The 23,306-nt window shown below is 60.1% G+C and carries 21 protein-coding genes; 14 read left to right on the top strand and 7 right to left on the bottom strand.

Translation table 11 applies throughout. The features are described from left to right. Nucleotides 1-23: 23 nt before the first annotated feature. Nucleotides 24-587: a GNAT family N-acetyltransferase gene (locus tag HBR93_RS24775; RefSeq protein ID WP_169961304.1), complete on the bottom strand. Its 564-nt coding sequence runs from the start codon at nt 585-587 to the stop codon at nt 24-26. Between the two features lie 280 nt (nt 588-867). Here HBR93_RS24775 and HBR93_RS24770 point away from each other — a divergent pair, with 280 nt between their 5' ends. Together HBR93_RS24770 and HBR93_RS24765 are read left to right on the top strand one after the other, a co-directional pair. Then, the gene (locus HBR93_RS24770; RefSeq protein ID WP_169961303.1) at nt 868-2,256 is read left to right on the top strand and encodes an MBL fold metallo-hydrolase; all 1,389 of its coding nucleotides are present in this window, start codon (nt 868-870) and stop codon (nt 2,254-2,256) included. A 384-nt stretch (nt 2,257-2,640) separates the two neighbouring features. Next, nucleotides 2,641-4,020 carry an MFS transporter gene (locus tag HBR93_RS24765; protein ID WP_057960434.1) on the top strand — a complete coding sequence of 460 codons (1,380 nt, stop codon included), beginning with the start codon at nt 2,641-2,643 and terminating at the stop codon, nt 4,018-4,020. A 60-nt stretch (nt 4,021-4,080) separates the two neighbouring features. Here HBR93_RS24765 and HBR93_RS24760 read toward each other — a convergent pair whose 3' ends face one another. The 4 genes from HBR93_RS24760 to flgA all read right to left on the bottom strand — a co-directional run bounded on the left by HBR93_RS24760 (nt 4,081) and on the right by flgA (nt 6,665). Then, nucleotides 4,081-4,830, bottom strand: a complete 750-nt coding sequence (locus HBR93_RS24760; protein WP_169961302.1) for a flagellar brake protein — start codon at nt 4,828-4,830, stop codon at nt 4,081-4,083. 95 nt (nt 4,831-4,925) lie between these two features. Then, complete coding sequence (locus HBR93_RS24755) at nt 4,926-5,393, bottom strand: flagellar protein FlgN (RefSeq protein ID WP_057439691.1); 468 nt, start codon at nt 5,391-5,393, stop codon at nt 4,926-4,928. 48 nt (nt 5,394-5,441) lie between these two features. Further along, nucleotides 5,442-5,759, bottom strand: coding sequence for a flagellar biosynthesis anti-sigma factor FlgM (gene flgM, locus HBR93_RS24750; RefSeq protein ID WP_057439690.1), 318 nt, complete (start codon nt 5,757-5,759; stop codon nt 5,442-5,444). A 141-nt stretch (nt 5,760-5,900) separates the two neighbouring features. Then, nucleotides 5,901-6,665, bottom strand: coding sequence for a flagellar basal body P-ring formation chaperone FlgA (gene flgA / locus HBR93_RS24745; RefSeq protein WP_057439689.1), 765 nt, complete (start codon nt 6,663-6,665; stop codon nt 5,901-5,903). An 81-nt stretch (nt 6,666-6,746) separates the two neighbouring features. On the opposite strand from flgA, the gene HBR93_RS24740 reads away from it, so the two are divergent. The 8 genes from HBR93_RS24740 to HBR93_RS24705 all read left to right on the top strand — a co-directional run bounded on the left by HBR93_RS24740 (nt 6,747) and on the right by HBR93_RS24705 (nt 14,142). Further along, nucleotides 6,747-7,679, top strand: a complete 933-nt coding sequence (locus HBR93_RS24740; RefSeq protein ID WP_057439688.1) for a chemotaxis protein CheV — start codon at nt 6,747-6,749, stop codon at nt 7,677-7,679. Nucleotides 7,680-7,722: 43 nt separating this feature from the next. Beyond that, the gene (cheR, locus tag HBR93_RS24735; protein WP_057439687.1) at nt 7,723-8,550 is read left to right on the top strand and encodes a protein-glutamate O-methyltransferase CheR; all 828 of its coding nucleotides are present in this window, start codon (nt 7,723-7,725) and stop codon (nt 8,548-8,550) included. A 215-nt stretch (nt 8,551-8,765) separates the two neighbouring features. Then, nucleotides 8,766-9,671 (top strand): hypothetical protein, encoded by a 906-nt coding sequence (locus HBR93_RS24730; protein ID WP_162947764.1) that lies wholly within the window; start codon nt 8,766-8,768, stop codon nt 9,669-9,671. 308 nt (nt 9,672-9,979) lie between these two features. Next, nucleotides 9,980-10,387, top strand: coding sequence for a flagellar basal body rod protein FlgB (gene flgB, locus HBR93_RS24725; RefSeq protein WP_057439685.1), 408 nt, complete (start codon nt 9,980-9,982; stop codon nt 10,385-10,387). Between the two features lie 3 nt (nt 10,388-10,390). Continuing rightward, a complete protein-coding gene (flgC, locus tag HBR93_RS24720) occupies nt 10,391-10,834 on the top strand; it encodes a flagellar basal body rod protein FlgC (protein ID WP_029294486.1) in 444 nt (147 codons plus the stop codon). Nucleotides 10,835-10,850: 16 nt separating this feature from the next. Continuing rightward, entirely contained in the window at nt 10,851-11,582 is a 732-nt protein-coding gene (gene flgD / locus HBR93_RS24715; RefSeq protein ID WP_057439684.1) for a flagellar hook assembly protein FlgD, read from the top strand. A 31-nt stretch (nt 11,583-11,613) separates the two neighbouring features. Further along, the gene (gene flgE, locus HBR93_RS24710) at nt 11,614-12,933 is read left to right on the top strand and encodes a flagellar hook protein FlgE (protein ID WP_115128765.1); all 1,320 of its coding nucleotides are present in this window, start codon (nt 11,614-11,616) and stop codon (nt 12,931-12,933) included. A gap of 216 nt (nt 12,934-13,149) precedes the next feature. Beyond that, the gene (locus HBR93_RS24705) at nt 13,150-14,142 is read left to right on the top strand and encodes a hypothetical protein (protein WP_262377380.1); all 993 of its coding nucleotides are present in this window, start codon (nt 13,150-13,152) and stop codon (nt 14,140-14,142) included. Between the two features lie 101 nt (nt 14,143-14,243). Here the strand turns inward: HBR93_RS24705 and HBR93_RS24700 are convergent, their stop codons facing one another. Continuing rightward, on the bottom strand, nt 14,244-17,135 hold the full coding sequence (locus tag HBR93_RS24700) for a ribonucleoside-diphosphate reductase subunit alpha (RefSeq protein ID WP_115128763.1): 2,892 nt from the start codon (nt 17,133-17,135) through the stop codon (nt 14,244-14,246). A gap of 787 nt (nt 17,136-17,922) precedes the next feature. On the opposite strand from HBR93_RS24700, the gene HBR93_RS24695 reads away from it, so the two are divergent. Together HBR93_RS24695 and HBR93_RS24690 are read left to right on the top strand one after the other, a co-directional pair. After that, nucleotides 17,923-18,648, top strand: coding sequence for a response regulator (locus tag HBR93_RS24695; protein ID WP_115128762.1), 726 nt, complete (start codon nt 17,923-17,925; stop codon nt 18,646-18,648). After that, nucleotides 18,645-20,255, top strand: a complete 1,611-nt coding sequence (locus HBR93_RS24690; RefSeq protein ID WP_057960424.1) for an ATP-binding protein — start codon at nt 18,645-18,647, stop codon at nt 20,253-20,255. The genes HBR93_RS24695 and HBR93_RS24690 overlap by 4 nt, the downstream gene beginning before the upstream one ends. An 18-nt stretch (nt 20,256-20,273) precedes the next feature. Here HBR93_RS24690 and HBR93_RS24685 read toward each other — a convergent pair whose 3' ends face one another. Continuing rightward, the gene (locus HBR93_RS24685; protein WP_169961300.1) at nt 20,274-20,990 is read right to left on the bottom strand and encodes a 4'-phosphopantetheinyl transferase superfamily protein; all 717 of its coding nucleotides are present in this window, start codon (nt 20,988-20,990) and stop codon (nt 20,274-20,276) included. A 148-nt stretch (nt 20,991-21,138) separates the two neighbouring features. Here HBR93_RS24685 and HBR93_RS24680 point away from each other — a divergent pair, with 148 nt between their 5' ends. After that, a complete protein-coding gene (locus HBR93_RS24680; RefSeq protein ID WP_057960423.1) occupies nt 21,139-21,816 on the top strand; it encodes a response regulator transcription factor in 678 nt (225 codons plus the stop codon). Continuing rightward, nucleotides 21,813-23,159, top strand: coding sequence for an ATP-binding protein (locus tag HBR93_RS24675; protein ID WP_057439679.1), 1,347 nt, complete (start codon nt 21,813-21,815; stop codon nt 23,157-23,159). The genes HBR93_RS24680 and HBR93_RS24675 overlap by 4 nt, the downstream gene beginning before the upstream one ends. Nucleotides 23,160-23,306 lie beyond the last annotated feature (147 nt).

Here is a 23,306-nt window from a genome sequence, read left to right as displayed (position 1 = left end):
CGCAGCAGCGCGGGGCCGTGGTTCTACAGGTGCCGGCTATGGATCACTTGGTGGGAGTCACGGGGATCAATGCATGACTCGAAGCCCAGTGCTCTGACCAGGTTACGCATGGGGATATTGCTGGCGGCATCCACCGAATACATCCGGCGGTAGCCATTCTTGCTGGCGGCGTTGATCAAATGTTTCATCAGTAGAGTGCCCAGGCCCAGGTGCGCCCATTCATCGGCTACTGTCACTGCGCACTCACAGTCATCCTTGCCGGTAGCGGCGTAACGGCTGATGCCGATCTCGATCAGATGACCGTTTTCGTGCGCCAGCGCGATATAGGCCACTCGATGTTGGTTATCGGTGTCCATCAACGTATTGAGCAGGCTGTCACTGGGCTCGTTGATCTGCGCCAGGAAGCGCATATGCCGCGATTCGGGGGACAAGCGTTTGATAAACGCATACTCACGCTCGCGATCCTTTTCCTCGAGCGGCCGTATCAGTACGTGGCGACCGTCCCTGAGCGCTTCGATCCAGTGTTCTGCGGTGACGGTGGCATAAACTGCCGCCGCCCGATCATTGTGGTCTTTGAAGGTGGGCATGGGTGAACCTCCATCTGATGTGAAAGGCCGGCGCGCGCAGATAAACCTCGCGGTGCTTCCTTTCTACGTCGTTGAGGGCTTTGGGCGCTGATCTGGATCAGCTACTTGTGTTGGCATCCTTGATTTTCGGACGACTGAGGTGGATTACGCGGCGGCCCTGGGCGGATCAGCCATTTGCGGAATTGGCGGCCCGCCACCCAGGCAGTTGATTGAAATCAACTGCACCTGCGTCATTAAGAGCGATCAATGGCACTTCCCTTGAGTATTCATGGAGACGGCTATGCATATGACATTTCTCGGTGCTGCGGGCACGGTCACCGGCAGTAAATACCTGCTGCAGCACCACGACCATCATGTACTGATCGACTGCGGCCTTTTCCAGGGCTATAAACAGCTGCGGCTGCACAATTGGGATGCGCTGCCGTTTCCGATTGGTGAACTCGATGCGATTGTGCTTACCCATGCCCACCTGGATCACAGTGGCTATCTACCGGTCCTGGTACGCAATGGCTATCGCGGGCCGGTCTATGCCACGCCTGCGACCTGTGATCTGCTGAAGATCCTGCTGCTAGACAGTGGTCGCCTCCAGGAAGAGGAGGCTGAGTTTGCCAATCGGCATGGCTTTTCCAAGCACAGCCCGGCGGCGCCGCTGTATACCGAACAGGACGCCGAGCGAGCGCTGAAGCTGTTACGGCCGATCGAGCTGCATAACAGGATTGAGATCGTCACCGGCATGACCCTCCAACTGCGCGGCGCCGGGCATATATTGGGCGCGGCCACGGTCGAGGTGGTCGCCGATGGCGTTACGCTTGTGTGCTCGGGAGACTTGGGGCGACCCGACGACCCCCTGATGTTCGCTCCGGAGACCATCGAGCAGGCGGACTACCTGTTGGTGGAGTCGACCTACGGTGACCGCAAGCACCCGGCCGAGCTGCCAGAGGAACAATTGGCCGACGTCATCACCCGCACCGCGCTGCGCCATGGCATTACCCTGGTACCTTCCTTCGCCGTCGGTCGGGCGCAGTTGCTGATGTACCACTTGTATCGGCTCAAGCAGCAACACTTGATTCCCGATGTGCCGATCTATCTCAATAGCCCCATGGCCACCGACGTCACCACGTTGTACCAGCGTTTTCGCAGCGAACACCGTTTGACCGCGCAGGAGTGCGAAGGCATGTGCCACGTCGCGAAGTTTGTGCGCACTACCGAAGATTCGATCCGCCTGGACCAGCAACGCACGCCGGCGGTGATTATCGCTGCCAGCGGCATGGCTACCGGGGGACGGGTGATCCACCATCTCAAGGCGTTGGCCCCCAACCCGATCAATACGTTGCTGGTTCCTGGCTTCCAGGCGGGCGGCACCCGCGGCGCGCAAATTGTCGCGGGGGCTCCTTCCGTGCGTATTCATGGCAAGGAGGTGCCCATCAGGGCCGAGGTGGTGCCGATGCAGTCCCTGTCGGCACATGCGGATGCCGATGAAATCATGCAATGGCTTCGCGGGTTCAAGCGGCCACCGAAACACACCTATGTGGTGCACGGCGAACCCAATGCCTCGGATGTGCTGCGCCGACGTATCAGCCTGGAGCTGGGCTGGTCGGTCTCGGTGCCGGAGTATCGCGATAGCGTCGAACTCAGCGCCACCGACCACCCTTCGAACACATCGGGCTGATAGCAAACAGTCCTTGCCGCTTTACGGCAGGCTCCAGACTGGCCAAGGGGTTGACGCAGCCAGCCGCTGACGCTCGGGTTTTTTCCAGAAGCAGGGCCTCGTTAGCCGTTTGGCCAGTGCCGTCTGGCTGGTGGGCGCGATATATTGTGCAGACCTTGTACCTTGCCCCCGGTCTGAGTGCGTCTGACACGTAACTCACAGAAGACGGAACTGTTGGGTGTCGAGTTCATCGAAGGCTTCATGCTTCGATAAACCCGAAGTTGTCCCGCTTGTCGGATCAAAATATTCCCGGGTGCCTAAGGTGCCTGGGCTTAACGACGCTTCGCCTTCAGGCTATCGTGTAAATAGCCTGACACCCACTGCAAGGAGCCGCTCGGAACGCCGATGCGCCAAATCTGGAAATCTTTTCGAGCCCTTTATTTCGCCTCCTTGATGATGCTGATCGGCTCCGGCCTGCTCAGTACTTACCTGGCCTTGCGCCTGGCGGCGGATAACGTCGACAGCCTGTGGGTCGGTGCGCTGATGGCGGCCAACTATTTTGGCCTGGTGCTGGGGGGCAAGATCGGGCATCGCCTGATCGCCCGGGTCGGGCATATCCGGGCCTATGCCACGTGTGCCGGGATCGTCGGTGCGGCGGTGTTGGGCCATGGCCTGGTGGATTGGCTGCCGGCCTGGATCGTGCTGCGGATAATCGTCGGCCTCGGCATGATGTGCCAGTACATGGTCATCGAGAGCTGGCTCAACGAGCAGGCCGACGCCAAGCAGCGGGGTGTGGTGTTCAGCGGTTATATGATCGCCTCCTACCTGGGCCTGGTGCTGGGCCAGCTGATTCTGGTCATGCACCCCCAATTGGGGCTGGAGCTGCTGATGTTGGTGGCGCTGTGTTTCGCCCTGTGCCTGGTGCCGGTGGCCATGACTCGGCGTATTCACCCGGCGCCCTTGCATCCTGCGCCCATGGAGCCACGCTTCTTTATCAAGCGCGTGCCGCAGTCCCTGAGTACGGTGTTGGGTGCCGGCCTGATCGTCGGCTCCTTCTACGGTCTGGCGCCGCTGTATGCGGCCCAGCAGGGCTTGAGCACCGAGCAGGTCGGTCTGTTCATGGGTAGCTGCATTTTTGCCGGCCTGCTGGTGCAGTGGCCGTTGGGCTGGCTGTCGGATCGTTATGACCGTGCGCTGCTGATCCGCTGCTTCGCCCTGTGCCTGGCGGTGGCGGCATTGCCGCTGGCGATCATGACCCAGGTGCCGTTGGAAGTGCTGTTTATAGCCGGCTTCCTGTGCTCGCTGGTGCAGTTCTGCCTGTATCCGCTGGCCGTTGCATTTTCCAATGACCATGTCGAAGGTGATCGCCGGGTCTCGCTCACGGCGATGTTGCTGGTGACCTACGGGGTGGGGGCCAGTGTCGGGCCGTTGCTGGCCGGCGTGGTCATGAAACTGTTCGGCAACCAGATGCTGTATGCGTTCTTCAGCTTGTGCGCCTTGATCCTGGTCTGGCGCATCCGCCCCAAGGCAGTGACCAATCTGCATCAGGTGGACGATGCGCCGCTGCATCACGTGGCGATGCCCGACAGCATGTCCAGCTCGCCCCTGGTGGCTGCCCTCGATCCGCGTGTGGATGAGCAAGTGGTGCAGGACCAGATGCAAACCACCGCGCCGGAACCTGCGCCCGAAGCCGAACCTGAAGTGGAGCCACAACCTGAGCCCGAGCCGCCGGAGCATCCGGACCCGGAAGACCACCCCCATGACCTGAGCCGGGCCCGTCCCTGAAACAAAAAACGGGCAGTTCCCCAAGGAACTGCCCGTTTTTTTGTGCCTGTGGTTCGGCGCTTACATATCGTCGTCTTTATCGAACCGGCGCGCCTCGCGCTGCAGTTGATAGACAAAACGCTCAACCTGACGCTGCACCAGGCCGCTCATGTTGTGGAAGCGCACACCGGCAAAGGTGGTGTTGATCCTTTCTTCAAAGTGCAGGTAACGCAACTCCACCGCCGTGGTCATGCTGCCAAAGGGCAGGGCGGCGATAAAGCGGTCGTAAACCTGGCCCAATTGCAGGCGCTCGGAGATATCACCTTCAAAGCGCAGCTTGCAGCCGGTGGCGGAGATATCCAGCAACTTGCCGCCGAGAGGCGCCTTGAGTTTCTCGCCGCCCAATTCAATATTCACCAGTTGCGCCAGTTTCAATGCCGCACGAAAGGCATTGCGGCGCTGATGGTAGACCACTTCTTCAGGCAGGCTGCCCTTGTAGATGCGGTGGCCGTCTTTTGTGCCGATGGTCAGGCTGCCATTGCTCTCCCAGGCCACGCGCACGCCTTCGTGGAAACCTTCGATGCGAAATGCTTCGCCATTTTCCAGATAGCGTTCACCTTCGGGCGGGATCATTTCGTCCAGGCTCAGGGTCTTGCTGTCCTTGTCGACATCCACCAGGTAGCTCTGGAAGCGCTGGTTGCGTTCGTGGAAGGTGATGATCAGCGGGTCGTGGCTCTCTTGCAGCAGCCGCAGGGTGCCGGCAATTTCCAGAGGGGTGGTGAGGACCTTGGGTGGCTGCGGAGCATCTTCCGCGTTGAGGGTGTTGAACACGGTTCTTCCATCTCCAGACAAAATACGACTACACGCAAGAACCGGCATTTTGCCAGTATGTGGCGCGCCTTGATAGGGCGCGCGATAAACCGGCGTCAGGCTTGGCTGAGGGTGCTGGGCTTGACCAGCCGTGAGGTGGAGCCCTGGGCGTTATACAGTGCTGGAGGTTCGCCACCGTGGAGGATGCGCAACTGGTTGGCGGTGGTGGCTTGCTGCAGTTGGATCGACTGGCCATTGAGCACATTGGCCTCCTGACAGCTGATCAACAACTGATTGAGCGCTGCGCTCTGAGCCAGCAACTGGTCACCGACCGATGAATGGCTGGCGAGCTGTTCCAGGCCGCTGTGATCAGCGGGCAGGCCCAGGCTGAGCAGGATCTGGCTGCGTTTCTGGCCGTGTTGTTCAAGCAGGATGATCAGCGATTGCTTGCGTGCCAGGATGTCTTCCAGCACGCGCATATCGCGGCCGCACAGGGCCACGAATTCGTCTTGAAGCAGCTCCAGCAGCTGTTGCGCCGGAGCCAGGTCTTCATTGATCAGTTGCAGCAGATTTTCGTCGTGCATGGCTGGCCTTGGGGTTTAAGCGTCCAAAAGCCTGGCGCAGGCCTTGGCCTAGCGCTCGGCTTTGATGATTTTGCCGGCTAAACGGTCGTTGTCGATCTGATAGCTGCCATCGGCAATCGCCTGCTTCAATTCGGCCACACGGGCTTTATTGACCACCGGCTGATCGCGCAGCGAGTCTGTGATCTTCTGCAACTGTTGAGCCTCGTTGCTCAAATGCACCGATTCGCCACTCTGGGTCGAAGCGGTCTGTTCTGCCTTGGCAGGCTGTGCCGGGGCCTTGGCTTCAACGCTGTCCTTGGCCGCGTTGGTACGCGTGCCGCCGGGCGTTGCCTGGGCGCTGTTCAATCGGCTGAAATCAATGACCATGTTAAAAAACCTCTGGGTATTTGGACGCTTGCCATGTTTTCGGCCATACCCGGACAAACTTTAGGCGCGATCGACAATAAACCTGTACACCGCCAGATCATGCGCACAGTGTAGGAAAAGCCAGCGTCCCACGCCAGTGATCTATAGCGCCACCTCCACTTGGCCAGGGGCTGTTACCCGGGCCTTGATCACGCGCTTGGAGTTGAGGTTCTTCACGCGAATCTGCTCGCTCATCCCGCCATTGGCCAGGGCTTCCCCCGGCATTTTCACGTTCAGCCCGCCGCTGCTGGCGGATATCACTACCTGGTCGCCCTTGCGCACCACTTCTGCCTGTTCCAGGTGAACCAGGGTGATGACCTGGTCGGTGACCATTGGTCGGGTCAGTTTCTGCCCGACGGCCTGGTCCACGGAGGTGAGGTAACCCTGGCTGATCTGGCTGATGTCCCGTTCGCGCAGGGCCACGTCTTCAAAACCGATGATGCCGGTGCGCTTGAGCGGGCGGGTGACGGTGACCACGTCGCGAAACAGGCGGACCTGGGCCGGCACGAACACGGTCCAGGGCGAACTGCCGTCGCAGCGCACGCGCACGGTCACGCGGCCAATGGGCTGGGCGGGGCTTTCCAGGGAGCCTGTCAATTCCTTGTCACACATGGGCATGCGCAAACGCGGGTCCAACTGGTTGACCTGGATTTCATAACGGCCCGGTGTCTGTGTGGTCGCCAGATAATCTTCTACAGTGAACTCAAGAAAGCCTTGGGTGACGCCGATAAGTAGATCAGGCAAGGTGACGTTGTCGGCACGGGCTGCAAGGCCGGTGCCCAAGGCAAACAACGCCGTCCAGGCGCAGAGCAATCTGCGGTACTGTGGCGAGCGAAGGCGTCGGGAAACTGTCGTTTTGATGTCCATGGCCAATAAATAGCAAAGCGCGTGCCGTTTTGTGTTGGGTACGCGTCGTACCCGTAAGTTTTGTAGCGTAGGAGTCTGGGCATGGCGGGTGTAATGGATTCAGTGAACCAGCGCACACAGCTGGTAGGGCAGAATCGCCTGGAGTTGTTGCTGTTTCGTCTCGATGGCAAGCAGCTCTATGGCATTAACGTCTTTAAAGTGCGGGAGGTGCTGCAATGTCCCAAGCTCACCATAATGCCCAAGTCCAACCCGGTGGTGTGTGGCGTGGCCAACATCCGGGGTGCGACGATTCCGATTCTTGACCTGGCGATGGCCACCGGCTCTTCCGGCTTGCAGGATCGTGAGAGCCCGTTTGTGATCATCACCGAGTACAACACCAAGACCCAGGGTTTCCTGGTGCGCTCGGTGGAACGCATCGTCAACATGAACTGGGAAGAGATCCATCCACCACCCAAGGGCACCGGGCGCGATCACTACCTCACGGCAGTGACGCGGGTCGATAACCAGTTGGTGGAAATCATCGACGTCGAGAAGATCCTCGCGGAAGTGGCACCGACGTCGGAGCAGATTTCGGTGGGGGTCGTGGATGAGCAGACCCAGCAAAAGGCCGTGTCCCTGCGGGTGTTGACGGTGGATGACTCCTCGGTGGCGCGCAAGCAGGTGTCCCGTTGCCTGCAGACCGTGGGTGTCGAAGTGGTGGCGCTCAATGATGGCCGCCAGGCGCTGGATTATCTGCGTAAGCTGGTGGACGAAGGCAAGAAGCCGGAAGAAGAATTCCTGATGATGATTTCCGACATCGAGATGCCGGAAATGGACGGCTACACCCTCACGGCCGAGATACGCAACGACCCACGCATGCAAAAATTGCATATCATCCTGCATACTTCATTGTCCGGTGTATTCAATCAGGCGATGGTCAAGAAGGTCGGTGCCGATGACTTCCTGGCCAAGTTCCGTCCTGATGACCTGGCATCCCGGGTAGTCGACCGGATCAAATCTGCAGATCACGGCTAGGGGCTTTCTCCCTGGCGGTCACACGAGTTAAGAGGCGGTTTCATTGTCTACGGGTAATTTGGATTTCGAACAGTTCCGGGTATTCCTGGAAAAAGCCTGTGGCATATTGCTTGGTGAAAACAAGCAATACCTGGTATCAAGCCGTCTCAACAAATTGATGGAACAGCAGGGCATCAAGTCCCTGGGCGAGCTGGTGCAGCGCATCCAGGGCCAACCGCGCAGCGGGCTCAAGGAGATGGTGGTCGATGCCATGACCACTAACGAAACCTTATGGTTTCGCGATACCTATCCCTTTGAGGTGCTCAAGAACAAGGTATTGCCCGAGGCGATCAAGGCCAGCCCTGGCCAGCGCCTGCGCATCTGGTCGGCGGCGTGTTCGTCGGGGCAGGAACCGTATTCGCTGTCGATGTCCATTGATGAGTTCGAGCGGACCAACATGGGCCAGTTGAAGGCAGGGGTGCAAATTGTCGCCACTGACCTGTCGGGCACCATGCTGACCAACTGCAAGACGGGCGAATACGACAGCCTGGCCCTGGGCCGCGGTCTGTCGCCGGAGCGCCTGCAGCGTTATTTCGACCCCAAGGGGGCCGGGCGCTGGGCGGTCAAGGCGCCGATCAAGAGCCGGGTGGAGTTCCGCTCGTTCAACCTGCTGGACAGCTACGCCAGCCTGGGCAAGTTCGACATCGTGTTTTGCCGCAACGTCTTGATCTACTTCTCGGCTGAAGTGAAGAAGGACATCCTGTTGCGCATCCATGGCACGCTCAAGCGTGGTGGCTATCTGTTTCTCGGTGCTTCCGAGGCGCTCAATGGCTTGCCGGATCATTACCAGATGGTGCAGTGCAGCCCCGGTATTATCTACCAGGCCAAGTGATGGCTTGAGCCCGTTCTTCAGGACGCGGCAAGCCGTGCAAACAAGGGAGACCCGCAAGGGTCTCCCTTTTTTTTGCGCGGGATGTTCCCCCCTTCTGGAACTTATGTTTCTCAGCTCGCCACGGATGGGTGGGCAAGTTCCGTTCGTTCAAAACGTAAACCGTGTTGACGAGGGCGCGAAGTCTTTATCGCCACGTTCACCGGAAGGAGGAGGGTATGGGAAACATTTCGACAGAGCATCGTCCGGGAGGTGCACGTTTTGCGTTCGATCCGGTTATTGAATCGCGGCGTGTGCAGGATCCCCCCGCAGGGGCGGCAAGGGGGTGGGCAGGTTCCAGCCCTATGCCTGGCACTCAGGCGTCCGGGGCGCCGAGCATCAGCTTTTCTCCGGTCAATAGTGGGGTTTCGAGACAGGCTTTTAGCTACGACTCTTTTGCCTCCAGTGACTCTATGCCGACAAACGATTTCTCTTCTTTTGGAGGGGGCGATTCAGTCCGTGCCGGACTCAAGGCCGGGAAAGATACCGGGGATGTTTTTGCAGGGTTTTTTCAAGGGCGAAATGGTAACTGCGCCACGGTTTCAGCCATCAAGGCAATGATGGAGCGCTATGGCAAGAAGGAGACCGACCTCTTCAAGGATGTGAAGGAAACCAAGAATGGCTACCACATCACGTTGAAGGACGGGAGTGAGGTGAATTTGACTCGCCAGGAGATGGAGGCGGCAGAGCGTCATGCCGGCTTTAAAGGTAATGATCCTGTGATGAAAAAGACCGCAGTCCTGGCCTATGCCACCAGTGCCAAGAAAGCACAGGAAGCCAACCATGAAAATTCGAAATATGACTTTTCCAAGGCCCTGGACTCTCTTGGCAATGGTGAGCACACCAAGGACGCCTTTATCCGGCTAGGCATGAAGGATCATATTCGGCAGGGGACCGTAAGCGATCTGCAGAATGGCCGGTTGGGCATCATAGAGAAGGACGTCGCGGGGCCCGGTACGGCCCATTCGATGGTGGTGGTTGGAGGAGTAGAGGACCACTGGGGGAGCAAGGGCGGCCGGGTCCAGAGGGGAACCATGACCGGGAACGGCGTCGTATTTAAGGAAAACGTAATCCTTTTGACTTGATGGCGCCTTCAAGGCGCGTGATGCCGGCAGTGGAAACCTTGCAAGAAAAGACCTTTGGTTGCTCATCGTCGACCAAAGGTCCCGGCCGGCCATCGCTGGCAGCAACGCCATCGATTATCTCCCCGGCACAAAACGGCAACACCTATTGCCGCTTTCCTGACGTTTCGCGGTCAAGCGTTGCCGCTTTTCCGGCATTGCCACCGGCAATATCTCCCTAAGCCCTTGATTTATGGGCTCTGAAAAACCTGGCATGGCGCTTGCTATAACCCTGTTACAGAAAAGCAGGTCAGCCCTTAAAGGTTTCCGCCATGAGCATCAGCTTCGATAAAGCGCTCGGTATCCACGAACAGGCCCTGGGCTTCCGCGCCCAGCGTGCCGAAGTCCTGGCTAACAACATCGCCAACGCCGATACCCCGAACTACAAGGCTCGGGACCTGGACTTTGCCGCCGTGCTCGCCGCACAGAGCGACAAGACCAAGAACGGCTCCTTCGCCTTGAACATGACCAATAACCGTCATATCGAAGCGCAGGGCTTGAGCAGTGGCGATGAGTCGCTGATGTATCGCACGCCGATGCAGCCGTCGATCGACCAGAACACGGTCGACGCGCAGCTGGAGCAATCGAACTATGCCGAGAACTCGGTGAACTTCCAGGCCAGCTTCACCCTGCTCAACAGCAAATTCAAAGGGCTGATGTCAGCCCTGCGCGGAGAATAAGCCATGTCTCTATCCAGTGTTTTCAATATTGCCGGTAGTGGCATGAGCGCCCAGACCACGCGTCTGAACACGGTCGCCAGTAACATTGCCAACGCCGAAACGGTGTCGTCGAGCATCGACCAGACCTACCGCGCCCGGCACCCAGTGTTCGCCACCATGTTCCAGGCCGGTCAGAACGGCGGCAGCGATTCGTTGTTCCAGAGCCAGGATGCCGCTGGCCAGGGCGTCCAGGTGCTGGGGGTGGTCGAAGACCAGAGCAACCTCGACGCGCGCTACGAGCCCAATCATCCTGCCGCGAACGAAAAGGGTTACGTGTATTACCCCAACGTCAACGTGGTCGAGGAAATGGCTGACATGATTTCCGCCAGTCGCTCGTTCCAGACCAACGCGGAAATGATGAACACCGCCAAAGCCATGATGCAGAAGGTCCTGACCCTCGGTCAGTGATAAGGGGCGCTAAAGCATGTCTGTCACTAACGATGTGTCGAGTAATTCGACGATCCAGAGTCTGTTCGACTCCAAGGTCAAGGATGCCAAGTCCACCCAGGGCAACCTGGCCGATACGGCCAAGGCGGCCTCGGGCAATCAGTCCCTGGGCAAGGATGCGTTCCTGCAACTGCTGGTTACCCAGTTGAAGAACCAGAACCCGCTGTCGCCCCAGGACAACGGCGCGTTCGTGGCCCAATTGGCGCAGTTCAGCAGCCTGGAAGGCATCAACACCTTGAACGACTCGGTGAACACCATCACCGGCAACTACAAGTCGTCGCAGGCACTGCAAGCCTCGTCACTGGTCGGGCGTTCGGTAATTATCGAAACCAACAAGGCCATGGTCGACACCAGCAAGAGCTTCACCGGCTCGGTCGCCGTGGGTTCGTCGGTGGGCAACGTCACCGTCAAGGTCACCGACAAGGACGGCAAGCTGGTCAAGACCATCGATCTGGGTGCCCAGAGCGCCGGCAAGTCGGACTTTATCTGGGACGGTAAAAACGAAGCGGGCGAGCAGCTTGATTCTGGCACCTACACCTTCGCCGCCAGCACCAAGAATGACGCCGGTGATCCGGTCGCCCTGAAAACCTCGCTGCCGGCCACGGTCACCAGCGTGACCTTGAGCCAGACCGGCGGCGAAATGCTGCTCAATCTTTCTGGCGGCATGGGCAGCATCAAGCTGTCGCAAATTCAGACTATCGGTACATAGAGCCGGCTAAATACGGCAAGAGGAGAGAAACATGTCTTTTAATATCGGCCTTAGCGGCCTCTATGCGGCCAACAAACAACTGGACGTGACCGGCAACAACATCGCCAACGTCGCGACCACCGGTTTCAAGTCGTCCCGCGCAGAATTCGGCGACATTTATGCCGCGTCCCGCCTGGGCACCGGCAATAAAACCATCGGCACCGGCGTTAACCTGGCGGCGGTCTCCCAGCAATTCACCCAGGGTGAAATCAACGGCAGCGGCGGCGTGTTGGATATGGGCATCCGGGGCGGCGGCTTCTTCGTGCAGAAGGGCAGCGACGGTTCGCTGGAGTACACCCGTAATGGCTCGTTCCAGGCGAACAAGGACGGCTACATCACCAACAACACCGGCACCTCGCGCCTGCAGGGCTATGCTGCCGATGAAGATGGAAAAATCTCCAAGAGCGGCCTGACCGACCTGCGGATCAACCTGTCCAACTTGCCGCCCAAAGCGTCGACCAAGGTTGACTCCAGCAGCAACCTGAACTCCTCCAAGCCGGTGATCGACCAGACGACCAGCCCGTTTGACCCGACTGTAGCGAGCTCGTTTACCGAGCAGTACGGCACCACTTTGTATGACACTCAAGGCAATGCCCATGAGATGGTGCAGTACATGGTGAAAACCGGCTCCAATACCTGGAAGTCCTACACCCTGATCGACGGACGCAATCCTGACGGTACGCCGGTCAAGGGTACAGGTGCGGTTGCGCCGGTAGCGTCCACGGTGACATTTGATACATCAGGCACGCTGAAGGGGATCGTCACTCCGCCAAGCACCGTATCCAACACCACCCTGACCATCAGCAACTGGAAGCCGGGCGTCATGGATAATGGCGTGTGGAACCCTGACAACGGGGCTGCTGCCAACCCGGGCGGTATCGCGATCAACATGTCCGATATCACTCAGTACAACTCGGCCAGCTACCGTAACCCGCCGATCACTGATGGCTATGCCACCGGCGAAATCACCGGGCTGAAAATCGACGGCAGCGGTGTGCTGTTCGCCACCTTCAGCAACCAGCAGAGCAAGGCCATCGGCCAGATCTCCCTGGCCAGCTTTAACAATGAGCAAGGCCTGCAGCCTGCCGGTGGCACCACCTGGAAAGAAACCTTTGCCTCGGGCCAGCCTGGCTACGATGCACCAGAGTCCGGGACCTTGGGCTCGATCGTGGCCAACTCCCTGGAGAACTCCAACGTCAACCTGACCAATGAGCTGGTGGACCTGATCAAGGCCCAGAGCAACTACCAGGCGAACGCCAAGACGATCTCCACCCAGAGCACCATCATGCAGACCATCATTCAGATGACGTGATGCGCTAGCGCTCGACAAGAAGCCCCTCGGAAGAGGGGCTTTTTTGTGGGCGTTGGAAAATCCCCCGCGACGCGTCAGGTAACGCGGTGAAATCCTTAGGAAGGAACACGCCGCTTCTGCCTTGCCACTGATTGGTCCAGAGCCCTGCGGGCTCATCAATCATGGGGGCTGAGAATGTGGAGTTCAGGGGTGTCTGCGCCAGGTGCTGGGCGCGCAATGTTTGTACCTGCAGCATCAAACGTGCCGTCGCCTGCCCTGTCCGTAAGCGCAGAGTCTACGGTCACGACGTCGCTGCGCCAGATGTTCGATGCTGAGCAAGGCGCCAGGACCCAGACGGTTCAGGATCTCCGCGACAAGTTGAATGCGCTGCGCGAGAAGCTGGGTGACGAGAAATTCAAGGAAATTCTCAACAGTGAGATCAAAGACGCTGATGACAAGTTTCTTGAGTTTCTCAAGCGGTTACTGGAGGAATGGTTTCCCGAGGATGTAGCACCACCGACCCCGCCATCGCCAAGAGGTGGCGGCGGGGGTGGCGGCGGTGGCGGTAGAGTGAGTCCGGGTGGGTTTGGCCCCACCGAGTCCATGAGCAATAAGCCGATTACCGAAGGCTCAAAGTATTACAACTACAAACCGGACAATAGTAACCCCGGGAAAAAACCGAGCAATATCTGGAGCGGCTTCAGCCAGGGCGATGATGGCAACTGCATTACCGTTTCGGCGATAAAGGCCGCCATGATGCGGTACGGCCAGAAACCTACGGACATCTTCAAGGAGGTGAAGGAGACGGCCAACGGCTATGAAGTGACCATGCGCGATGGGGTCAAGGTGTCTTTTACCAAGGACGAATTGAAGCAGGCGGCCACACACGCTCGTTTCAAGGGTGACGACCCTCAGATGTTGACCGATGCCAACTTCCTGTATGCCGCAAGTGCCAAGCGCGCACAGATGGAAAACAACGACGGCACGGCCGGACGCAGTTTCACGGCTGCGATGGACAGCCTCAACGATGGTGAGTACTCCCGCGAGGGGTTGGATCGTTTGGGCCTGAAGGGGCTTTACCGGCCGGCGACCGATGTCGACTTGAGAAACAGCAAGGTGGGAACCGTGGAATACAACGGCCACTCAATGGCCGTGATTGATGGCCGCATCGAGTTGTGGGGGCGGCGAGGCGGTGTACCTCAGTCGGGCCTGGCGACTGTGTTGATCTAGCCTGGGCCGGGTTTCTTGCCAGGCAAAAAAAGCCCCCGATACACCACTGGGCATATCGAGGGCTTTTCAGCCTAGGGAGTTAAACCCAGGGCAGGCTCAGCTTATTGGCAAGCTTCGCAATCCGGCTCGTCAATCGCGCAGGCCTTTGGCACTGGTGCCGGGCCGGCTGGAGCAGCGAGTACCGAATCGTCACCGTGGTTGCCGCTGGATACAGCGTTCAGCTTGCCGGTGTTGATGGTCGACTTCTCGGTGCTGGTCGCGGCCAGGGCACGGAGGTAGTAAGTGGTTTTCAGGCCACGGTACCAAGCCATGCGGTAGGTCACGTCGAGTTTCTTGCCCGAAGCGCCGGCGATGTACAGGTTCAGGGACTGGGCCTGGTCGATCCACTTCTGACGACGGCTGGCGGCGTCAACGATCCACTTGGTGTCCACTTCGAAGGCGGTCGCGTAGAGCTCTTTGAGTTCTTGCGGGATGCGTTCGATCTGCTGCACGGAACCGTCGTAGTACTTCAGGTCGTTGATCATTACCGAGTCCCACAGGCCGCGGGCTTTCAGGTCGCGGACGAGGTACGGGTTGATCACGGTGAATTCGCCCGACAGGTTCGATTTCACATACAGGTTCTGGTAGGTCGGTTCGATCGACTGCGATACGCCGGTGATGTTGGCGATGGTCGCGGTCGGTGCGATGGCCATGATGTTGGAGTTACGAATGCCTTTCTGCACACGGGCACGTACCGGTGCCCAGTCCAGGGATTCGTTCAGGTCAACGTCGATGTACTTCTGGCCACGCTGCTCGATCAGGATCTGTTGCGAGTCCAGCGGCAGGATGCCCTTGGACCACAGCGAACCCTGGAACGTCTCGTAGGCGCCGCGCTCGTCGGCCAGGTCGCAGGAAGCCTGGATCGCGTAGTAGCTGACCGCTTCCATGGACTTGTCGGCGAACTCGACCGCAGCATCCGAACCGTAAGGAATGTGCTGCAGGTACAGCGCGTCCTGGAAGCCCATGATCCCCAGGCCGACCGGACGGTGCTTGAAGTTGGAGTTCTGCGCCTGTGGCACCGAGTAGTAGTTGATGTCGATCACGTTATCGAGCATGCGTACGGCGGTGTTGACGGTGCGTTCCAGCTTGGCGGTGTCCAGCTTGCCGTTGACGATGTGGTTCGGCAGGTTGATCGAGCCCAGGTTGCAGACGGCGATCTCGTCCTTGTTGGTGTTCAAGGTGATCTCGGTGCACAGGTTCGAGCTGTGGACCACGCCCACGTGCTGCTGCGGGCTGCGCAGGTTGCACGGGTCTTTGAAGGTCAACCATGGGTGGCCGGTTTCGAACAGCATCGACAGCATCTTGCGCCACAGGTCTTTGGCCTGGATGGTCTTGAACAGCTTGATCTTGCCTGGGTACTGGGACAGGGCTTCGTAGTACTCGTAACGCTCTTCGAAGGCCTTGCCGGTCAGGTCGTGCAGGTCCGGCACTTCGGATGGCGAGAACAGGGTCCACGGGCCGTCATCGAAGACGCGCTTCATGAACAGGTCAGGGATCCAGTTGGCGGTGTTCATGTCGTGGGTACGACGACGATCATCACCGGTGTTCTTGCGCAGCTCGATGAACTCTTCAATGTCCATGTGCCAGGTTTCCAGGTAGGCACATACCGCGCCTTTGCGCTTGCCGCCCTGGTTCACTGCGACGGCGGTGTCGTTCACTACCTTGAGGAACGGCACGACGCCCTGGGACTTGCCGTTGGTGCCCTTGATGTACGAACCCAGTGCACGCACCGGCGTCCAGTCGTTGCCCAGGCCGCCAGCGAATTTGGACAGCATGGCGTTGTCGTGGATCGCGTGGTAGATGCCCGACAGGTCATCCGGCACGGTGGTCAGGTAGCAGCTCGACAGCTGTGGACGCAGGGTACCGGCGTTGAACAGGGTCGGGGTCGACGACATGTAGTCGAAGGACGACAACAGGTTGTAGAACTCGATGGCACGGTCTTCTTTGTTCTTCTCTTCGATCGCCAGGCCCATGGCCACGCGCATGAAGAACACTTGCGGCAGTTCGAAGCGGATCCCGTCCTTGTGGATGAAGTAACGGTCGTACAGGGTTTGCAGGCCCAGGTAGGTGAACTGCTGGTCACGCTCGTGGTTGATCGCCTTGCCGAGTTTTTCCAGGTCGAAGGTGGCCAGGATCGGGTTGAGCAATTCGAACTCGATACCCTTGGCGATGTAGGCAGGCAGGGCCTTGGCGTACAGGTCGGCCATTTCGTGGTGGGTCGCGCTCTCGGCGACTTTCAGGAAGCCCAGGCCTTCGGCACGCAGGGTGTCCATCAGCAGGCGGGCGGTGACGAACGAGTAGTTCGGCTCACGCTCGACCAGGGTACGGGCGGTCATCACCAGGGCGGTGTTGACGTCGGTCAGGGCCACGCCGTCGTACAGGTTCTTCAGGGTTTCACGCTGGATCAGGTCGCCGTCGACTTCTTCCAGGCCTTCGCAGGCTTCGGTGATGATGGTGTTCAGACGGCCCAGGTCCAGCGGCGCGAACGAACCATCAGCCAGGGTGATGCGGATCGACGGGTGAGCTTGCACGGCTTCAGCGGACGGCGCGTGTACGGCACGCTCCTTGGCGCGCGAATCACGGTAGATCACGTAGTCGCGGGCCACTTTCTGCTCGCCGGCACGCATCAGGGCCAGTTCGACCTGGTCCTGGATTTCTTCGATGTGGATGGTGCCGCCCGAAGGCATGCGACGCTTGAAGGTCGCGGTGACTTGTTCGGTCAGGCGGGCAACGGTGTCGTGGATACGCGACGAAGCGGCAGCGGTGCCGCCTTCAACTGCAAGAAACGCTTTGGTGATGGCGACGGTGATTTTGTCATCGGTATAAGGAACGACAGTGCCGTTACGCTTGATCACGCGCAATTGGCCGGGCGCGGTGGCGGACAGATCCATATTCGAATCAGCGGCCTGCGGCACGGAGCCTTGCGGGTTCTCGCGAGTTGTGTCGGTTTGCATGGGGGGGTGTCTCCACATTCTATATTTATTTGGGCACCATCACGGTGCCCACCGTTCCGTCCTGAAGCACTTACAACAGGCCTTGGCCTGGCATAACAACCTCGGGACAGGAGGAAGGGAGCTGTTCGCGCCGCTTCCATGCCGAAGTCTTCGGTTCCGAGCCTTAAGCTCTTTGCCGTATTCCTGAGTGGGTGTTGCTTGTATTGCAACACCCGTACCGCTTTCTCCCATTCGGGGTTGGAAAACAGCAGCCATCCGCGTGCGCGGTTTGGGCTTTCGAAAAAGGTTTAAGTTCCACCAAACAGGAGCAAGAAAGGGCTTGAGTTTCTTGTCTGATTTGTGTTTGGTCTTTTCGCTTGAAACCCTACATGTAGGGTTTTTTTAGCGACGAGGTACAAGATAATGCGTTTTGGAAGGCTTAGCAACGCACTACCTGTGGATAACGCTGTGGGTAAAATGTGTATGAAAGGTGGAACCGCCGTGTAGGCCGCAGTACTGCTGCATCGCGCCGTTTGTCACCGAATATGCCAAGCCGAAAACACCCGCTTGGATTTTTGCGGGCGCGAACCCTATCACAAAAAAAGGCGATCACCGAATGCATTTCCTGGCTTGTGTTTGAGGGCGGGGCCATGGCTACAATCGGCCTTCATTCCTACACGATTATGCCCTTTGTGCATGACAAATTAGGTACGGCTGGCGAAGATCAAAATAGGGGGGCTGGCTTGCCCGCTGCCACATTTGAACCTGCGCAGTCCTGACAGATCGCTTATAAAAACGAGGACCACCCGTGGAGCAAGAAGCCTGGCAGGTATTGATTGTCGAGGATGACCAGCGTCTGGCTGAGTTGACCCGTGACTACCTGGAAAGCCACGGCCTGCGGGTCTCGATAGAGGGCGACGGGGCCCAGGCGGTGGCGCGGATCATTGCCGAGCAGCCGGACCTGGTGATCCTCGACCTGATGCTGCCCGGCGAAGACGGCCTGAGCATCTGCCGCAAGGTGCGCGAGCGCTACGACGGGGTGATCCTGATGCTCACCGCGCGAACCGACGACATGGACCAGGTCCTGGGCCTGGACATGGGCGCCGACGACTATGTGTGCAAGCCGGTGCGCCCGCGCCTGCTGCTGGCGCGGATCCAGGCCTTGCTGCGGCGCAGCGAAAGCCCCGAGCCCGCCGTCCCGGAAAAGCAGCGGCGCCTGCAGTTCGGCCCGCTGGTAGTGGACAACGCCCTGCGCGAAGCCTGGCTGCACGACGGCGGCATCGAGCTGACCAGCGCCGAATTCGACCTGCTGTGGTTATTGGTGGCCAATGCCGGACGTATCCTGTCCCGCGAAGAAATCTTCACCGCCCTGCGCGGCATCGGCTACGACGGCCAGGACCGCTCCATTGACGTGCGCATCTCGCGGATCCGCCCGAAAATCGGCGACGACCCCATCCACCCGCGCCTGATCAAGACCATTCGCAGCAAAGGCTACCTGTTCGTCCCCGAAGCTGCTGCCGATATGCTGTCGTGAACTCGATCTTCCTGCGCATCTACGGCGGCATGTGCGCGGCGCTGATCCTGGTGGCGCTGCTCGGCGTCCTGGCCCTGCACCTGCTCAATGAGGTGCGCAGCGGCCAGTACCGCGAACGCCTGGCCCACGGCACCTTTGCCCTGATGGGCGACAACCTGCAACCGATGAGCAGTATCGAGCGCCAGCGCGCCCTGGCGGTGTGGGAGCGGTTGTTGGGGATTCCCTTGCAATTGCAGGCGGTGGCGGATGCCCGCCTGGACCTGAGCCAGCGCAATCGCCTGCAACGCGGCCAGGTCCTGGTGGAGCAGACCGGACCCCATGCGGCGCGGGTCTTGCGCCTGGTCAGTGAGAAAGAGGAACTGCTGCTCAGCGGCGAAGTGCAGCAGATCAGCGAGCAATTGGCCCGGGCCACCATTTATTTGCTGGCCGACGAACTGGTGCGGTTTCCGGTGGCCGAGCAGCCGCAACGCTTGGCTGACCTGAAAGAGGCCAAGGGCTTCGGCTTTGAGATGCACCTGCTGAAGCTGGACGAAGCCGACATGGACGAGGACCAGCGGCGTCGCGTGGCCGAAGGCGACACGGTGATGGCCCTGGGCAAGGGGGGCGACTCGATCCGCGTGTTTGCCGGCATGGTCGGCACGCCATGGGTTCTGGAAATCGGCCCGCTGTACCAGATGAACCCTTATCCGGCGCAATGGCTGGTGCTGATTGCCCTGATCGGCCTGACCCTGATCGGCCTGATCGTGTACTTGCTGGTGCGCCAACTGGAGCGCCGCCTGCGTGGCTTGGAAGCGGCCGCCACGCGCATCGCCAAAGGCAACCTGGAAGCCCGGGTGCCGGCACGCGGGGCTGACTCGGTAGGGCGTCTGGCGGCGGCCTTCAATGGCATGGCCGAGCACTTGCAGCGCCTGCTGGCGATCCAGCGCGAACTGGTGCGCGCGGTGTCCCATGAGCTGCGTACGCCGGTGGCGCGCCTGCGTTTTGGCCTGGAGATGATCGGCGACGCCGCTACGCCCGAAGCCCGGCGTAAATATATGGAAGGCATGGACAGCGATATCCAGGACCTCGACGGCCTGGTGGATGAGATGCTGACCTATGCGCGCCTGGAACAGGGCTCGCCGGCCCTGAGTTTCCAGCGGGTCGACCTGAGTGCCTTGCTCGATCAGGTGATCGAGGAACTGGCGCCGCTGCGGCCGGGGATCGAAGTGGCGCGGGGGGTGTGCCTGTCATCGGCCCATCTGGACGCTGCCTGGGTCGATGCCGAGCCGCGCTACCTGCACCGCGCCCTGCAAAACCTGGTGAGCAATGCCATGCGCCATGCCCAGTCGCGGGTGCTGATCAGCTACCAGGTGGGCCAGGTGCGATGCCGTATCGACGTCGAAGACGATGGCCCGGGAGTTCCGGAAAGTGCCTGGGAACGGATCTTTACCCCCTTCCTGCGCCTGGATGACAGCCGCACCCGCGCCTCGGGCGGGCATGGCCTGGGCTTGTCGATTGTGCGGCGGATTATCTACTGGCACGGCGGGCGGGCGTTGATCAGCAAGAGCAACAACCTGGGGGGCGCCTGCTTCAGCCTGAGTTGGCCTCGGGACCAGGACAAAACTTGAGCCTGCGGTAGCTATCTATCAGGCGCCGATAGCCACCAAACTCAACAACTGCCCCTCGTGCACCACAAACTGCGCCTCCAGCTCCTTGCCATAACACCACTCACTGGACAGGTCCGTCAGCAACCGCAGGCGCAGCGAGCCCGCCTCAGACCACTCCAGCACCTCGGCATGTTCAAAATAGAAGCGCTTATGCACGATCGGGTAGAGCGCCTTGAACAGGCTCTCCTTGGCCGAAAACGTCAGCGTCACCCATTGCGCAATCTGCTCTCGTGGCCCGGCGGCCATGCGTTGCAGTTCATCCGGGGTGAGGATTTCCCCGGCCAGGCGCTCGGCCCGTTCAAGGGACAGCAGGTTTTCCAGGTCCATGCCCAGCCCGCGCCATTGCGACTTATGCCCGACGATGGCCGCGGCATGCCCGGTGCTGTGGGTGATCGAACCGCTGATATGGCCGGGCCATACCGGGGCGCGGTCCTCGCCGATGGCGGGGATGCAGTCCAGGCCTTCGAGCTGTTGCAAGGCGGCGCGGGCACACAGTCTGCCGGCGAGAAACTCGGCCTGGCGCTTGGCCACCGAGCGCTGGATACTGGCCGGTGGCGGCACAGCGCAGCGCTGGAAGTCGCCGGCCTCAAGCAGTTTAGGCTCGAAGCGGGTGCTCAGGAACACCGTGCCGGGCAACGTGTCGGGCAGCGGCCAATGGTCATCAAGTGGGGTGCAGCAGGCGGGTATCGGGTTCATGCCGGCTATTCTGCACGGGGCGGCACACACCTGGGTAGCCCGCCGGTTCAGACTGTGTTCAGTTCAACGGCCGTAAACTGCGCAAGCATACCTTCAGGGCCGCTATCATGTTTCCCTGCAGGACAGTGGATTGGCCTTGGAGAGTGTTATGAAATTGCTGGTTGTCGAAGATGAGGCGTTGTTGCGCCATCACCTGTTGACCCGTCTTGGCGACAGCGGCCACGTGGTCGAAGCCGTGGCTAACGCCGAAGAAGCGCTGTACCAGACCGGGCAATTCAATCATGACCTGGCGATCATCGACCTGGGCCTGCCAGGCATGGGCGGCCTGGACCTGATCCGTCAACTGCGGGCCCAGGCCAAGACCTTCCCGATCCTGATTCTCACGGCACGCGGCAACTGGCAGGACAAGGTCGAAGGCCTGGCCGCCGGGGCTGACGACTATGTGGTCAAGCCGTTCCAGTTCGAGGAGCTGGAAGCGCGGATGAACGCACTGCTGCGCCGCTCCAGCGGTTTTACCCAATCGACCATCGTCGCCGGCCCGTTGCTGCTGGACCTCAACCGCAAGCAGGCGTCCCTCGACGAGCAGCCCCTGGCGCTGACGGCCTATGAGTACCGGATCCTCGAATACCTGATGCGCCACCACCAACAAGTGGTGGCCAAGGATCGGTTGATGGAACAGCTCTATCCCGATGACGACGAGCGCGATCCGAATGTGATCGAAGTGCTGGTCGGCCGCCTGCGTCGCAAGCTCGAGGCCCCGGCCGGGTTCAAGCCCATCGACACCGTGCGCGGCCTGGGCTACCTGTTTAACGAGCGCTGCCGTTGATCCGTTCGCTCCGTGTGCGCCTGATGCTGGCGGCCACCACCCTGGCCGTGTTGTTCATGCTGGGGCTGTTGCCGGCGATGCAGGGCGCGTTCAGCCTGGCGTTGCAGGATTCCATCGAGCAGCGGCTGGCGTCGGATGTGACCACGCTGATTTCTGCCGCGCGGGTCGATAACAACCGCTTGCTGATGCCGGCACAGTTGCCCGATGAGCGCTTCAACCTGACCGATAGTCGCCTGCTGGGCTACATCTATGACCGCGAAGGCCATCTGGTCTGGCGTTCGCGGGCCACCAGGGAAGAAAACATCAACTACCGCCCGCGCTACGACGGGCGCGGTAACGAGTTTGCGAAGATTCGCGAGGCCAACGGCCAGGAATTCTTCGTGTATGACGTCGAGGTCAAGCTGCTGGGGGGCAAGAGCGCGGCGTTCAGTATCGTCGCCCTGCAACCGGTGCGCGAATACCAGGTGACCCTTGAAGGGTTGCGGGAAAACCTCTACCTGGGCTTCGGCGCCGCCTTGCTGGTGTTGTTGAGCCTGTTGTGGATCGGCCTGACCTGGGGCCTGCAAGCCTTGCGCCGGCTCAGCCAGGAACTGGATGAAATCGAAGGCGGCACCCGCGAAAGCCTCAGCGAGCAACACCCACGGGAGCTGCTGCGCCTGACCGGCTCCCTCAACCGCCTGCTGCACAGCGAGCGCGAGCAGCGCACCCGTTATCGCGACTCCCTGGATGACCTGGCCCACAGCCTGAAAACCCCGCTGGCGGTATTGCAGGGCGTGAGTGAAGACATGGCCCAGCGCCCCCAGGACCTTGAGCAGGCGCGGGTGCTGCAGTCGCAGATCGAGCGCATGAGCCAACAGATCAGCTACCAGTTACAGCGTGCCAGCCTGCGCAAAAGCGGCCTGGTGCGTCACCAGGTGCGCCTGCGCCCGGTGCTGCAGAGCCTGTGCGACACCCTGGACAAGGTCTACCGCGACAAGCGGGTGCGGGTGTCTTTTGCGTTGCCGGAGCAATGCGATGTGCCCATCGAGCAGGGCGCTTTGCTGGAATTGCTCGGCAACCTGCTGGAAAACGCCTACCGCCTGTGCCTGAGCGAGGTGCGCGTGACCCTGGATGAAAGTGCCGATGGCGTGCGCTTGTGTATCGAAGACGATGGCCCCGGCGTGCCACCCGACCAGCGCGCGCGGATCCTGCAGCGCGGCGAACGCCTGGATCGCCAGCATCCAGGGCAGGGGATTGGGTTGGCGGTGGTCAAGGACATTATTGAAAGCTATGGCGCGCGGTTGACCCTGGGGGACTCTCCTTTAGGGGGCGCGGCGTTCAGGATTCATTTTCCGGCACTGTGACCTTTATTGATTCGCCGGCCCCATCGCAGGCAAGCCAGCTTGTATGGTTAGACTTGTAGGGGTGGTGGGACTAAAAGCCAGCATCTGACTCTAGCCAGTACAGACCGTGGGAGACTTCGCCCCACCCCTTCACCAAAGCGCCGATAA

The organism is Pseudomonas sp. WS 5411, assembly GCF_012985595.1.
GTDB lineage: Bacteria > Pseudomonadota > Gammaproteobacteria > Pseudomonadales > Pseudomonadaceae > Aquipseudomonas > Aquipseudomonas shahriarae.
The sequence above is the reverse complement of the archived record's forward strand: the minus strand, read 5'-3'. Positions and strand labels throughout refer to the sequence as shown.

What these genes read in the sequence shown, in the direction of transcription:
- HBR93_RS24755 (WP_057439691.1), bottom strand. Translation starts at nt 5,393, where the DNA reads ATGCACGACGAAAATCTGCTGCAACTGATCAATGAAGACCTGGCTCCG.
- HBR93_RS24685 (WP_169961300.1), bottom strand. Translation starts at nt 20,990, where the DNA reads ATGAACCCGATACCCGCCTGCTGCACCCCACTTGATGACCATTGGCCG.
- HBR93_RS24700 (WP_115128763.1), bottom strand. Translation starts at nt 17,135, where the DNA reads ATGCAAACCGACACAACTCGCGAGAACCCGCAAGGCTCCGTGCCGCAG.
- HBR93_RS24775 (WP_169961304.1), bottom strand. Translation starts at nt 587, where the DNA reads ATGCCCACCTTCAAAGACCACAATGATCGGGCGGCGGCAGTTTATGCC.
- flgB (WP_057439685.1), top strand. Translation starts at nt 9,980, where the DNA reads ATGAGCATCAGCTTCGATAAAGCGCTCGGTATCCACGAACAGGCCCTG.
- flgC (WP_029294486.1), top strand. Translation starts at nt 10,391, where the DNA reads ATGTCTCTATCCAGTGTTTTCAATATTGCCGGTAGTGGCATGAGCGCC.
- flgA (WP_057439689.1), bottom strand. Translation starts at nt 6,665, where the DNA reads ATGGACATCAAAACGACAGTTTCCCGACGCCTTCGCTCGCCACAGTAC.
- HBR93_RS24740 (WP_057439688.1), top strand. Translation starts at nt 6,747, where the DNA reads ATGGCGGGTGTAATGGATTCAGTGAACCAGCGCACACAGCTGGTAGGG.
- flgM (WP_057439690.1), bottom strand. Translation starts at nt 5,759, where the DNA reads ATGGTCATTGATTTCAGCCGATTGAACAGCGCCCAGGCAACGCCCGGC.
- flgE (WP_115128765.1), top strand. Translation starts at nt 11,614, where the DNA reads ATGTCTTTTAATATCGGCCTTAGCGGCCTCTATGCGGCCAACAAACAA.
- flgD (WP_057439684.1), top strand. Translation starts at nt 10,851, where the DNA reads ATGTCTGTCACTAACGATGTGTCGAGTAATTCGACGATCCAGAGTCTG.
- HBR93_RS24680 (WP_057960423.1), top strand. Translation starts at nt 21,139, where the DNA reads ATGAAATTGCTGGTTGTCGAAGATGAGGCGTTGTTGCGCCATCACCTG.
- HBR93_RS24770 (WP_169961303.1), top strand. Translation starts at nt 868, where the DNA reads ATGCATATGACATTTCTCGGTGCTGCGGGCACGGTCACCGGCAGTAAA.
- HBR93_RS24765 (WP_057960434.1), top strand. Translation starts at nt 2,641, where the DNA reads ATGCGCCAAATCTGGAAATCTTTTCGAGCCCTTTATTTCGCCTCCTTG.
- HBR93_RS24705 (WP_262377380.1), top strand. Translation starts at nt 13,150, where the DNA reads ATGTTTGTACCTGCAGCATCAAACGTGCCGTCGCCTGCCCTGTCCGTA.
- HBR93_RS24730 (WP_162947764.1), top strand. Translation starts at nt 8,766, where the DNA reads ATGGGAAACATTTCGACAGAGCATCGTCCGGGAGGTGCACGTTTTGCG.